13 protein-coding genes are annotated in these 13,239 nt (G+C 42.7%); 5 read left to right on the forward strand and 8 right to left on the reverse strand.

Translation table 11 applies throughout. The features are described from left to right. Positions 1-141: 141 nt before the first annotated feature. From NFI81_RS08995 to NFI81_RS09010, 4 genes are all read right to left on the reverse strand, one after another. Positions 142-579 carry an RrF2 family transcriptional regulator gene (locus NFI81_RS08995; RefSeq protein WP_234612800.1) on the reverse strand — a complete coding sequence of 146 codons (438 nt, stop codon included), beginning with the start codon at positions 577-579 and terminating at the stop codon, positions 142-144. A 111-nt stretch (positions 580-690) separates the two neighbouring features. Further along, positions 691-1,083, reverse strand: a complete 393-nt coding sequence (locus NFI81_RS09000; RefSeq protein ID WP_234612799.1) for a YidH family protein — start codon at positions 1,081-1,083, stop codon at positions 691-693. 208 nt (positions 1,084-1,291) lie between these two features. Continuing rightward, positions 1,292-1,456, reverse strand: coding sequence for a hypothetical protein (locus NFI81_RS09005; RefSeq protein ID WP_234612798.1), 165 nt, complete (start codon positions 1,454-1,456; stop codon positions 1,292-1,294). 90 nt (positions 1,457-1,546) lie between these two features. Next, positions 1,547-2,230, reverse strand: coding sequence for an MCP four helix bundle domain-containing protein (locus NFI81_RS09010; RefSeq protein ID WP_234612797.1), 684 nt, complete (start codon positions 2,228-2,230; stop codon positions 1,547-1,549). Between the two features lie 894 nt (positions 2,231-3,124). On the opposite strand from NFI81_RS09010, the gene NFI81_RS09015 reads away from it, so the two are divergent. Beyond that, positions 3,125-3,916 (forward strand): glucose 1-dehydrogenase, encoded by a 792-nt coding sequence (locus NFI81_RS09015; protein ID WP_234612796.1) that lies wholly within the window; start codon positions 3,125-3,127, stop codon positions 3,914-3,916. Next, positions 3,909-5,327: an amidohydrolase gene (locus NFI81_RS09020; RefSeq protein ID WP_234612795.1), complete on the forward strand. Its 1,419-nt coding sequence runs from the start codon at positions 3,909-3,911 to the stop codon at positions 5,325-5,327. Before NFI81_RS09015 ends, NFI81_RS09020 begins: the two co-directional genes overlap by 8 nt. Before the next feature lie 104 nt (positions 5,328-5,431). Here NFI81_RS09020 and NFI81_RS09025 read toward each other — a convergent pair whose 3' ends face one another. Next, positions 5,432-5,737 carry a phosphoribosylpyrophosphate synthetase gene (locus tag NFI81_RS09025; RefSeq protein WP_233796315.1) on the reverse strand — a complete coding sequence of 102 codons (306 nt, stop codon included), beginning with the start codon at positions 5,735-5,737 and terminating at the stop codon, positions 5,432-5,434. A 153-nt stretch (positions 5,738-5,890) separates the two neighbouring features. Further along, on the reverse strand, positions 5,891-8,440 hold the full coding sequence (locus tag NFI81_RS09030) for a cation-translocating P-type ATPase (RefSeq protein WP_234612793.1): 2,550 nt from the start codon (positions 8,438-8,440) through the stop codon (positions 5,891-5,893). Between the two features lie 493 nt (positions 8,441-8,933). Between NFI81_RS09030 and NFI81_RS09035 the strand changes: the two genes are divergently transcribed. The 3 genes from NFI81_RS09035 to NFI81_RS09045 all read left to right on the forward strand — a co-directional run bounded on the left by NFI81_RS09035 (position 8,934) and on the right by NFI81_RS09045 (position 10,930). Next, positions 8,934-9,494: an NADPH-dependent FMN reductase gene (locus tag NFI81_RS09035; protein WP_255703563.1), complete on the forward strand. Its 561-nt coding sequence runs from the start codon at positions 8,934-8,936 to the stop codon at positions 9,492-9,494. Positions 9,495-9,668: 174 nt separating this feature from the next. Next, positions 9,669-10,259: a hypothetical protein gene (locus tag NFI81_RS09040; protein WP_234612791.1), complete on the forward strand. Its 591-nt coding sequence runs from the start codon at positions 9,669-9,671 to the stop codon at positions 10,257-10,259. After that, the gene (locus NFI81_RS09045) at positions 10,259-10,930 is read left to right on the forward strand and encodes a DUF2490 domain-containing protein (RefSeq protein WP_234612790.1); all 672 of its coding nucleotides are present in this window, start codon (positions 10,259-10,261) and stop codon (positions 10,928-10,930) included. The genes NFI81_RS09040 and NFI81_RS09045 overlap by 1 nt, the downstream gene beginning before the upstream one ends. 64 nt (positions 10,931-10,994) lie before the next feature. Here NFI81_RS09045 and NFI81_RS09050 read toward each other — a convergent pair whose 3' ends face one another. Further along, positions 10,995-12,566: a hypothetical protein gene (locus tag NFI81_RS09050; protein WP_234612789.1), complete on the reverse strand. Its 1,572-nt coding sequence runs from the start codon at positions 12,564-12,566 to the stop codon at positions 10,995-10,997. 88 nt (positions 12,567-12,654) lie between these two features. Continuing rightward, entirely contained in the window at positions 12,655-13,230 is a 576-nt protein-coding gene (locus NFI81_RS09055; protein ID WP_233796310.1) for a DUF417 family protein, read from the reverse strand. Between the last annotated feature and the right edge of the window lie 9 nt (positions 13,231-13,239).

The following is a 13,239-nucleotide window of genomic DNA, read 5'->3' on the forward strand; positions in this document are numbered from 1 at the left end:
GCTTGTCCAAATAGGCTATTTGCATATACAGGAGTCGCAACCAAATAAATCAAAAGGCATACGCTACTTATAATCTTATACTTACTAACAGCGATCATATTATATATATTAAGACCTGAATATCTTTTACTCTGGAAAATTTTATCTTTCTTTAATGTAGCTCAGCCCTAAGTTCAAATTTTCATTAAACTCCCCGATCGTCGCAGACTGTAACGTGCGATGCATTTTTGTTCTGATTTCTTTAAAATCGTTGTGCAGTGGGCAAGGCTTTGTTTCAGAGCAACTTTTTAACCCAAGCCCGCAGCCCTTAAATATTTTTTCCCCGTCAATCGCCCTGACAATATCGGCCAGTGTATTGCTCCGGGCAATGCTGTCAACATAAAAGCCGCCATTTGGACCTTTACTGGATTGTATGAGCTCACGTTTGCTGAGTTCCTGAAGAATTTTTGCAATGAAGTGTTCCGGTGAATCAATACCAGCCGCAACTTCTTTAATAGCCACTTTCCTGCCTCCTTCTGACTTCTGGGCAACAAAAATGACCGCTCTTATTGCATATTCGCACGTTTTTGAAAAAAACATCTGCATCTGGTTTATGTGCAAATATATCTTCAAGATTCGGAAAATAAAATACTTTTTACTCTTTTATTTTACGCACTGTTTTGCTGTTTTTCGGCATAATTACAGGCGGTATCACACGCTTAGCAGTAGATAAGCAATTAATAGAATACTGATGACTAAAATGACTCCGGTAAGAATGGTGGTCAATAAAGTTGTTGGTTTATACCGCCCGGTTTTAAGTTGCTTATCAGTCCTACGGTACTGCAAAAAGGCAAACAAAATGGCAAGCATACCTAGGACGACCAAAAAAATCCCAATAATGGCTGAATATGCATGCGAAGGCGTAGCAACTTGTGTTTGCAGCACGAAACCAAGCTGTTTTACAAACAGTGAAAACTTTACAACCACAAATCCAAAGGCCATAATGCCGATCCCTGTCCTTAACCAAGCAAGGTAAGTCCGTTCATTAGCCAGATGATCATTAGGCGTAAATGCTGATGGATTGCTATCTTTTTCTATACTCATGTGGCCTGAATGTCCTATATACCTTAATGATAACACCCTGTTCTTGCATAGCTGTCATCCTCCCTTGTATTGTTAAAGAGTTATTATGCAATGTCGATATTAGCTTTGCACGGTCGTGTGGCCAGGTTCTCTATTTAAACAAGCCCTTGCGCAAGCATAGCATCAGCCACCCGGACAAAGCCTCCTATATTGGCCCCCTGCATATAGCTCATGCGCCCATCTCCCTTACGGTCCAGGATTTTAGCTTTCTGGTAATGCGGCTTATCCTCAATAATGGAATAATTGTTTCGGCCACCTCTTGGAATGCCTGGTGAAATTCATTTTCACCAGGATTTTGATCGATAATCCGGGTCATGAAGGAGAATAATCTCATAGTTGCGTATGATCCGCCCATTTGTAAGAAAAATCTCAATCCACGCAATAATCTAGCGTCTTTTGATACAAAAGCTTATCTGCCAAGCTGCTAGTTTAAATGGAACGTCTCTGATTTTTGATCAACCAGACTTTGGTTTTTAAGTAGGTTTAAAATAACGAGTCCTATTACAATACAGACTGCAAGTAAAAGAGAAATATTGATCAGCCCTCCTGCTGCTTGCCCGTGGGCGCTTTTTATTGTCTTTTTACCCGCATCGGACTGTATTTGAGCAATAGAATGAAGAGTTGAAACAGCTTCCCGGAAAATAATTGCTCCCTGATCTCCAAACAAAAGTCCGGCCTCTTGATGGCGATTTCTACTGATAAGTTGTAGAACGGAATTTTCGAGCCTATCATAAGCTTTCAATCGATCTTTAAAATAGGAAAGTTTTTTTGCTTCCAAAGCAGTCAATGAAGTCTTCTCAAAGCTACTGATCAGACGGTTGCGCTCGGAATTGTCAATACCTGAGGTTTTAACCGGTTCTCCTGTCGAGATGGAGGATGAATCGGTTAAATACCCTTGCACCAGAAGCCGTCTGTTATATAGGTTTTCGCTCAAAAACACAAGATCAACAGCTGGTTGTAAACGGTCAACAAATACAGATTCCAGACTTTGATCCATAACCTGTATCGTCTGATTCGTACTGAGAGAAGCAAGCATTATCACTACTAAAATACCGGCAAGTACTACTGCCGCTTTAACTTTTTGTCGTATTACAAAAGACCATTTCATATGAACATTGTTTATAAGACCAGAGTAAGAAAGCCCGGCGTCGGCAAAGAACATCCGCCAGGCTTATAAAAGGATTTAGGAAATTATAGTAATCAGCCCTAAGCATATACCTAAACTTTTTGCCCTGTTACAGGCTTAAATGCCTAACCACCTGTCTTCATTAAATTGCACCCCAATGTTTTCACGATTGCTTCTGCTTAAAAAACAGGTATATATAAGCGTCAAACCGGTTAAAACCTTCAAATAAAACCAAGGGCCTAATTTTGTCGGAACTAAAATTATTTTATTCATTTCGTCTAAAATTTTGATTGTATTAATTATAGCTGTAAATTTACAACTGTAAAAATACAAAAGCAAATAATCGCCAGCAATAGTGCTCAATCGTACTTGACTAATTCATGTGATGACCTAATGTCCTGATCAGGGACCTTTGCCAAGGTGATCCTGTGGAATAAAAAATGGCCGCAGGGATGAAGAAATTTACAGTACTAGATGTAATACATGCATAAGTTGAAATGTAATAACAACACCAGACCACTTGAGCTCTGTTTCCGATCGAAATAAGGCTGCCCAAAAATGATCGGGGAAATGAAAGGTTTAAACCAGTAACTTAAACATGCTATGCGATGATGTGCGCCTTTCGGAAATGTCGGCACAACATTGTACTTTAGAAGAAACAATTATTACTAATCAAACTTTAAAAGGTGTGACAGTTAAACCGAGTAGTCAGGACTGCTAACAAGTAGTCAGGATGGCTAAATAGAACTGCTACAAAATTAATTAGGTTCTCCGAGCGGATCCTAAGAGTTCACTCCTGCAGTAACTTCACCTAGATCTTCGTTTAATAGCGATTTGACCATAATTTCAATTTTAATCTTCTAAAAAGGTAAAAAAATGAAAAATTTTGAAAACAAGACAATTATCATTACGGGTGCCGCAATGGGGCTTGGTCTAGCAGTCGCAAAGGAACTTGCTATGAGAGGAGCTAATCTCACACTTGTTGACTACAATCAGCAAAGTCTTTCCGAGGCTAAGGATGAGATCAGCAGAGATTTCCCGGATAACAAAATCATTACTGTTGTGGCGGATGTTTCCCAGGAAGCTGCCGTAAAAGGTTACGTTGATGAAACAATTAATCAGTTTGGCCGTATTGATGGGCTGTATAACAATGCCGGAATTGAAGGCAAGCAAGCCAGTATCACAGAATATGACCTAGACACCTTTAAAAAAGTAATCGATATAAATCTTATGGGAGTGTACTACGCGATGCGCTATGTTATTCCTTACATGCAAAACCAAAAGTATGGCAGGATCGTAAATGTAGCATCCGTCGGAGGAATAAGGGGTGTTTTAAATCAAACCCCGTATGTAGCAACAAAACATGCAGTGTCAGGCATGACAAAAAATGCAGCGCTTGAATATGCGAAAGACGGCATCAATACAAACGCAATTGCTCCGGGAGCCATACTGACACCTATGGTTGCGGAAGCTTTTAAACAGGTAAACCCTGAGGATCCGAAAGCTGCTGAATCAGAATATGCTAAGGCCAATCCTACAAAACGGCTTGGCCTGCCCGAAGAAGTGGCGAAGGTAGTGGCGTTTCTTTTAAGCGACGAATGTTCCTATGTAAATGGGCAGATTCTTGCTATTGATGGGGGGCAGTCAAACAGTTATGGCAATGTTTAACAAGTTAAGTGTAAAGCTGCAAACGGTTATGGGCAAATCAGCAAACGGAAACAGCAAGAGCTTGGCTAAGCTCATCCCCCTTCTGATACTTATTTACGTATCACTGACTGCCATCGGGCAAACTCCCAAGCAGACCAAGGCAAATTCATCAGCTCTAACTGCAATTGAAAGCAAGATCCGCGACAAGACGACGGCCATCGAGTCCAAGTTGATCGGCTGGCGCCGGGATATACATCAAAATCCGGAACTGGGAGATCAGGAAGAACGCACTTCAAAACTGGTTGCAGAACACCTTCGCACCCTGGGAATTGAAGTTCAGACAGGAGTGGGCGGCACAGGGGTCGTAGGCATATTGAAAGGCGGGAAGCCGGGAAAGTTGGTTGCCCTGCGGGCTGACATGGACGCTTTGGCCGTTAAGGAGCCCGCCGGATTACCATTCGCTTCAAAAGCCACATCCCAAATAAACGGAAAGACTGAATACCTTATGCATGCCTGTGGGCATGACGCACATACGGCTATGCTAATGGCGGCAGCCGAAGTTCTTGCAAGCATGAAAAGTGAGCTAACAGGTTCAGTAATGTTCATATTCCAGCCTGCCGAAGAAGGCTCAAGCGTTGTAGAGCCAGGGACGGGCAAAAGCTGGGGGGCCAAACGGATGCTTGAAGACGGCATGTTTAAGAAAAACAAACCGGATGCAGTATTCGCACTACACGTTCACCCCGGCAAGTCAGGACAGATTGATTACAAGAGTGGACCAGCCACAGCCAGCAGCGACGTGCTGAATATTACTGTCAGCGGGCAGCAGGGCCATGGAGGTATGCCATGGAACACAATTGACCCGGTAGTAGCCTCGGCATACGTAATAGCCGGCTTACAATCCGTTGTTAGTCGACGCGCTGACCTGACGAAGTCGCCGGCCGTTATTTCAGTGGGGATGATCCATGGCGGGTCCAGCCAGAATGTGATTCCGGACACTGTAAAAATGGTTGGCACCATCCGTTCATATGACCCTGAGGCACGCAAGCAACTTCATACTGATATTAAGCAGGCTGCTGAGCACATTGCGGAAGGAACCTATGCGAGGGCGCAGGTTGACATTTTGCCTATGTATGATGTCACAGACAACAATGATGCCCTGGCTAAACAGATGCTGCCAGTACTGAAGCGCGTTGCCGAAGCCGGCGTGGTACCCGGGTCGTTGCAGGGGGCCTCGGAGGATTTTTCTTACTTTGCCAAAGAAGTGCCGGGTCTGTATATTTTTCTCGGTGTTACGCCCGAAGGTGAGGATCCTGCCAAAGCTGCCCCAAACCATAATCCCAAATTCTTTGTCGATGAAAAAGCATTGGTAGTAGGTACAAGGGCAATGGCGGCAATGGCCGTTAATTTCTTAATGAGCGGATCACCCAACTAACAGCTGGCAAATTTCGAATTTACAATTGAATGACAGCGAAAAGACTATCCGGCCTTTTGACATGCTGCTGCACAGGCCGAGCTTGACAACAGCGAATTGTCTGTTTAGCTTCGTATATCTAGCTTACGCAGCATTTCGTCCGTTATTGATTCGCTGTAAATACCATAGCCGTTTACCAGCACACCTTTTATTTGATGAACATCGGATGATATCGCATATAGCACGGCTGCATCCGAGGGGTTACTGTCCCCTTCAAACCGAATGAATTTATCCACTTTAAAGTCATCGGTAAATATTTTGAACTGCCCGTTACGGCACTCAAGGCAGTTTTGTCGAAGGTTGAAGTCCTCCGAATATCCTTGGTTGCGCAACTCATTCAAACTTTCAGTTAGCGTTACATATGGCTCCATAGTTCTTGAGATATAATAGTAAAAGGATTTTGATTCTTGTAATCTAAGACAAGTATTAGTGCTTAATAATTATCTATTATGCCGTCGCTAAATGCTTTTGAAACGCTCTCCTACTCTGGTGTGGACGTCAGGCAATATGGTATCGTAGGGATCTTATTTCTTATTCATAAGCTTAACCAACTCAATTAAGATAATACAAACAACAGTTGTAATTATCACTATTAGCATAATATGCCAGCTTAATGGTGTTGTTTTAAAAACGGTATCCAAAAACGGCACATACACAATCAGCATTTGAAGCATTATGGTAAGGATTATTGCTCCCCACATCCCCCGGTTAGCAAATATGTCTCTGGAAAATATAGAATGATATGTAGAGCGCACAGAAAGTGCATTACCTAGTTGCACAAAACACAAAGTTGTAAATACTGCGGTCTGTTGTGTTTTTACATCGTAATTTTCATTTATGCACCACCACTGAATGAAGAGTGCAGCAAATGTCATGATGATTCCTATGAGTACGATACGAAGAACTAAACCACCTGCAAATAAATTTTCCTTAGGTGGACGGGGCGGACGGTTCATAATGTCCTTTTCGGCTGGTTCTGCCACCAGCGCAATCCCAGGCAAGCCATCCGTCACCAGATTTATCCAGAGAATGTGTATGGGGAGCAGTGGAATAGCAAACCCAATAATTGGGGCAAAGAAGATTACGAGGATCTCACCCAGGTTACACGAAAGCACATAAACAATAAACTTTTTAATATTTTCGTAAATACGCCTACCTTCCCGAACGGCTTTCACAATGGTGGCAAAATTATCATCCAACAGAATCATATCAGATGCTTCCTTCGATACATCAGTGCCAGTTATCCCCATTGCAATCCCGATATCTGACTGCTTTAAGGATGGTGCATCATTTACGCCATCGCCAGTCATGGCAACAAACTCACCGTTGTTCTGTAAAGCTTTTACAATATTTAATTTCTGCTCTGGCGACACACGGGCATATACAGCAACGTGTTTCGTCACACTCTTAAATTCTTCTTCCGTCAGCTTCTCTAAATCAGAGCCTGCCCTGACCTCTTGGGATCCTTCTTCAATCATCCCCAGGCGTTGGGCGATGGCTGTGGCAGTAAGTGGCTGGTCGCCGGTTATCATTACAGTTTTTATACCCGCGGATTTACATTCTTTAATGGCTTCTATGACTTCTTCGCGGGGCGGATCAATCATGGCTGCCATCCCCAAAAATTCAAGTTCATTCTCTTCATCTGAGGTTATCCTGCCAGGATCTTTTTCAAAAATTTTGTAAGCAAAAAATAGAACCCGAAGGCCATCTGCCGCCCACTTACGGTTTTGCGCGAGCCATCCGTCAGTCTGATTTTTGTGTTTTTCAGATACCGATTCTAGCATTTTTATTGGGGCACCTTTTACAAACAAAATCCATTTGTCCCCATATTTATGTAAGGTGCCCATCCGCATGCGCTCTGAATCGAATGGCAGCTTCTCCAACAGCGGGAATTTTTGATCTGCTTCTTCTTTTGTTTTGCCCTTATCTATGGCATACTTTACCAATGCTGTTTCTGTGGAATCGCCCAACAGTTCTTTGTCTGCGGAAAATCGCACATCATTATTGAGCATCATGGCATAGCCCAAAAGTTCTTCCTTGCCCTCTACAGCAAGGATACTTTCTACCGTCATGATGTTTTGGGTAAGCGTCCCGGTTTTATCGCTGCATATATAGGTGACTGACCCTAACGTTTCAACCGCCGGCAATTTTCTCATCAATGCATTTTGGCTCACCATTCGGCGGGCCCCCTGGGCAAGCGCAATTGTTATAACGGCTGGCAATGCCTCTGGCAACGCAGCAACAGCCAGCGACAATGCGGTAAGAAACATGGCAAATGGTGGCTCGCCACGGAGCAAGCCAAGACCAAAAACGGTTAGGCAAATCACTAGAACAATAACCGCCAGTTGCTTACTAAAAACAGCTAGCCTTTTCTGGAGGGGCGTTTTTTGAGAACTTGCCTCCATCATACCTGCAATTTTACCGATTTCGGTATTCATACCAATGGCAGTGACGACCGCTTGGGCAGAACCATTACTCACAACCGTTCCTTTGAAAACCATATTGAGCTGGTCACCAGGCACAATGTCCCCTTCTTTTATTGGCTCGGTTATTTTTTCTATTGAATGGCTTTCGCCGGTAAGCGATGCTTCGTCCGTTTTAAGAGAACTCACCTGGATAAGCCTTGCATCGGCAGGGACAATATCACCGGCTTCCAGTAGAATTAAATCACCAGGGACTAATTGACTTGCTTCAATTTTTAAAGGGTTATTGTCGCGGATCACGATCGCAAACTGTGCCGACATTTTCTGTAACATCTTTACTGATTGCTCTGCATTATATTCCTGCGAGTAACCCATCCAGGCATTACCGAGAATGATGGCCAGAATAACGTATGCATCTGTATGCTCGCCAACCATAAATGAAATGGCGGCAGCGACAATCAGTATCAAAATCATAACATCCTTAAACTGACCAATAAGGATGGACAGTTTACTTTTTCGTTTGGCCTCCTGCAATACATTCTCCCCAAATTCATTTCGAAGGTTTACAACTGTATCACTTTTTAAACCCGAAGCGGAAGTCTTTAGAGAACTTATGACGTCTGCTGCACTAAGCTGGAAAAAAGTCTGCATGATGGTAAACAATTTAATATGCGTTAGCACTGATCCCTTATACACCCAAAGAAAAATCAACCGCAGTCCACGAACTATCACTACTATGTACTTTCGCGTTGTATGGCTACTGATGCCTCTCCTCTATTTGCGGTATCTGTTATCATTTACAGGTTGTGTTAGCTATAAAAGTACCCAGTATTATAGGCGGTTGGAAAAAGACTACTAATACTATTTTTTACACTATGCCTCCGACAATTCCCCAATGATACCCTTATGCAGTTCATTCTAAAATATAATCTGACTTAGAGCAAAAAATATGGAAATTTCTATAAATTGATGAAAATATCTGCTAATTCCTATCAATGTTTATATAGCTATTCAATCACTCGGTGTGCAACAAGATTTAACTCTCCAGCTGCTCGCTGCGATTCAATAAAAATGTGCGTTTCACTGCCTGCTTCATCGTCTGCGTTTTACATAAATTATATGTCATACTTTAACAAATGAAATAATGAAAAATTATAACATTGCAGTTATCGTAGGAAGCCTTCGCAAAGAGTCCTACAATTTAAAAACTGCGAACGCACTGATTGCCCTTGCGCCGGAATCTCTGAGTCTTGAAATATTAGATATTTCAGATCTTCCAATGTTTAATGAGGACCTGGAAGCAACACCGCCAAACGAATGGGAAGAATTTCGGCGGCAAATCAGGTCTGCCGATGGCCTTTTATTTCTTACGCCAGAATATAACCGTTCGGTACCTGCTGTTTTAAAAAATGCTATTGACGTGGGCTCGCGTCCATATGGGCAAAATTCCTGGAATGGAAAACCAGGAGCAGTGGTAAGCGTTTCGATTGGAAATATTAGTGGTTTCGGTGCTAACCATCACCTACGCCAGTCACTTGTTTTTGTTAATGTACCCACCATGGCACAGCCCGAAGCATATATAGCTGAAGCAACAGGGTTATTTGATGAAAACGGAAGTCTCATTAATGATTCTACAAAGAGCTTTCTGACTGATTTTATGGTAGCCTTTGAGCAATGGGTTACCACGCATGCCACAAAGAATTAGAAGGAAATTGCAGTTTTTTAGCCTCCGTACGGATGGCTGTAGCTTTTATGGCTCATTTTCCACATGGACCGGTATAGCTTTTAGAATAAAGGCGAATTATACATTTTCTATTCCTTAATACCAGTTAAATCAAGCCTGACCTCACTGAATTTATGGATAGCAAAATTTAAAAACGTGATTGCAAACAAACATTTCTTGTATCTTTTCTTATTTCTGCTCGTAGCACTTCACTGCACGCCCTGTCTGGGACAAAAAAAATATGAACGGGAATACACTGTCAAAGCTGATTCCGTTCCGGACAGCGCCACTTTATTTGTGTCCCGCCTATTTAACAACTCCAGGGTTCATTGGTATATGGAGGAAAGCGATACCACTAAGACTATCGAAGCGAAACTGAAGCATTCGGGAAAACATTACAGTATCGAGTTTGATGAATCCGGACAAATACAGGATATCGAAATTCTCATTAACATTCGTGATTTGGAAAAAAATATCCGTTCTGTAATAAAAGATAACCTCAATGCTACATTTAAGCGTCAGAAAATTATCAAAACACAATTGCAATGGAATGGAAGCGAGAATAACCTGGAACGGGCCGTTCTCGCCAAAATGCCGCTTGAAGGAATGATAGTTAAATATGAGATAGTCGTCCGAGGGCAGACAGGAAACGAGGAAGCGTATTTTGAAGTGCTCGTTGATAGTACTGGAAAGATTGAAAGTACTAAGGAAATAGCATTAGCAAATGATGATAATCTTATTTACTGATGTGCAGATTTTTCCTCTTTTATTTATTATCCTTTACAGCATTATGCCAGCAAACATATCGGGCCGGCACAACTACTCAATTTAACGTAAACTTTAAGGTTGGCAAAGCTTTAAAGCTTAATACAAAATTTGAGTCTCGTCAAATCCTATCGCAGAAAGAAATGGATAAGTCTCCCAACCATAGATTTCAATATGAGCGCACTGATTTGACTTTGCTGCTTACTACTAAATTGTCTATTAATAATATCATTGGAGGTGGTTATATGATAAGGTTAGAAGATAATACGTATTATCACCGGATCATTCAACAATTTAATAATGTGAGGAAGTTTGAATGGTTTAGTATAGCACACCGAGTCTTAGCCGACGAAACTTTTACCAACCATGGACTTAGTAACTTCCGGATAAGCTATAGGATCGGGATACAGAAACCGCTTAACGGTCAATACATCGATCCAAAGGAATTTTATGCAAAGGTCAACAATGACTTTCTTGGTATTTGGTCACGTGATGAATCCGACTTTGAGATCGGCATTTTACCTACCCTAGGATATACTGCTACCGCTAATAATAAAATAGAGCTTGGGGTGGACTATCGGGTAAATGAGCTAAGAAAAAATAGCATAACCCAGCAATTCTGGGTAACGCTTGGATGGTTCATTAGTATATGAATGATTATTTACCTGCGACAGGTTCAAATCATTTGCCACAATAAATCCAGGGCTATTCAAATCCTTATTTTGGACCCGTTATACCAGCATCCGGGATCGCAAAAAAGCTAATGCTGGTTGGCGGAACCGTCAGCTCACCGCTCTTTACTGGCTTGCCCTTTAAAACTGGCAACTCACCATTGTCTTCGAGTTTCAGATCTGTCCCGTTAAGCTGTATGGTTTGTCCTTCCAATTGAGAGGAAGTCAGCAAATAGTGCTCGGAGTCTATATCGATATGGATTGGAGCTTCTTTCTTATTTGTATTGATTACCAGCAGCGTTACACCTGCCTTGCTCCCTTTCATGTTGTGAGCAAAAACATAAACGCCCTTTGTCCCCTGCCCTGTTTCGTAAACCTGGGTGCCCATAAGTTTGGCCCACAGATACGCTGCCCAGTAATTTGGTTTAGGCAAATGTGTATCCTGGTCGATCAGACTGTACTCGCTGGCAATAAGGGTATTATGCATGATAACCTTTACCCCTTTCTTGGCCAAGGATCCCATTTGGTACAGGTAGCGGAAAGTGTCAAGGAAAGTCGCTGAGAATGGGTCGCCTCCACCCGCAGCCTGCGCCGTTTCTGTGATCCACAAAGGAATGCCAGGGTTATACTTATCCCTTAAACCCGCATAATAATGTGCGACCGTATCTGTTTTCAGCAACCAACCTGCGTCCAGCGCATTTTCAGCTTTTACCGAAAAAGGCCCACTGCGAATCATGCGCATGGAAGCCGCTCCGTAATAATGATAGGAGAAAACATCGAATTTAGGATTGGGTTTAGCAGCTAACATATCCTCGGTTGGCAAAATATTCATTCCCATCCCCTGAAGAGAAACGTTGGGCGACCCTTCACCTACTGAACCTGGCCCTAGCACCAGCATATCAGGAACTGCCTTTTCGGCCCAGGCATTAAAAGCAGCCATGTCCTTGGCGAAGTTTTCCGCGTTATACGCCTTACTGATTTCACCGCCAGCCGTCGGCATTGTTGGTTCATTAAACAGTTCGGCTGCTGCAATTTTGCCACCTACACTCTTGGCAAAATCCGCTAGTTTCTGGGCTTGTTTTGGCGTCCATACGCCTTGCGCATCCCTTACACCATTGGATACTGCAAACGAAGTAACCAGTTTTGAATCGGTAGCTTTAACAAAATCCAGCAACCCTCCAAATTCTTTTCTTGACATCACATTGACGAAACCGGCAGGCGCCTTCGTCAACTTCGGCTGGTCGTTGTCCTGGAAATAAATACCATTTGTCCACGTACCACTCATTCGTACATACGCAGGGGCTAACCCTTTAGCCAGGATTAGCAACCTTTTGTCTGTCAGATCAAGGGGTTTCAATTGCCGGTACAGCTGATCATTGGTTTGTGAGACGTCGTAAGTTGAATTTGCAGCCAGGTCCGGCAAGCTGTCCATCAAGTGATAAGGTTTCCAGAACTGCCCGCCTGCGACCTCCACTGTTTCCACATTATAAGACTGATAACGTTCATCTACCGCTGCTATCTGTTTCATCGTCTTAGGTGAAAGGCTGATGAGCGTGGTATCCTTTCCTTGATCCGACTGTTCAGAAGTGTTGCAGGCAGAGACAATAAATGCTGTCATAACTACTAGGTTGAGCGACTTGTTCATTACATTATCTAGTTTAGTTGATTTGTATTGAAGAACAACATTACATGATAAAGCTGCCTTACTACCCGCTCGTTTGCTGTGCGGTTAAATACTTTCTGGCGGCCTGGGCCATCGTAGCAATCCCTGCACCAAGCATGATAATATCTTTAATCACAAGTCGCCCTGCTGCACTCAGATAAGGGAACCCATACTCGGCGTCACCAAGTGATGGCACCCAGGTTTCAGGTGTGGTAATCAGAAATGACAATGTGACAATTGACATCATGATAACAAGAAAACTTCCAAATGCTGAGACTGCGGGAAATACCGGGTACAGCGCTACCAAAAAGCCAATCAGAATGATTACTGTGCCCAACCCATAAGAAAAAATATAAGTATGGTTGGCTTGATGCCATGCGACATTTTCGGGCTTTAATTCACCTTCCTTATTCATATGCTGCTTATATTCTGGCGCATCGTATTTATAAAAGAAGTTCATAAATGGACTATTGGCTACAAACGGCACGATGCCGGCAGCTTCATATTGAAAAGCTTTCAAACCGCCAATCCATAACATTACAATCACAATACCCCATCGGGCAGCATTAATGCCGGTCGCTTGTAACCCGGCCGCATAGGATAATAGTTTATTTATCATTGTTTCAAT

The organism is Dyadobacter fanqingshengii, from assembly GCF_023822005.2.
In the GTDB taxonomy this organism is placed as follows: Bacteria; Bacteroidota; Bacteroidia; order Cytophagales; family Spirosomataceae; genus Dyadobacter; species Dyadobacter fanqingshengii.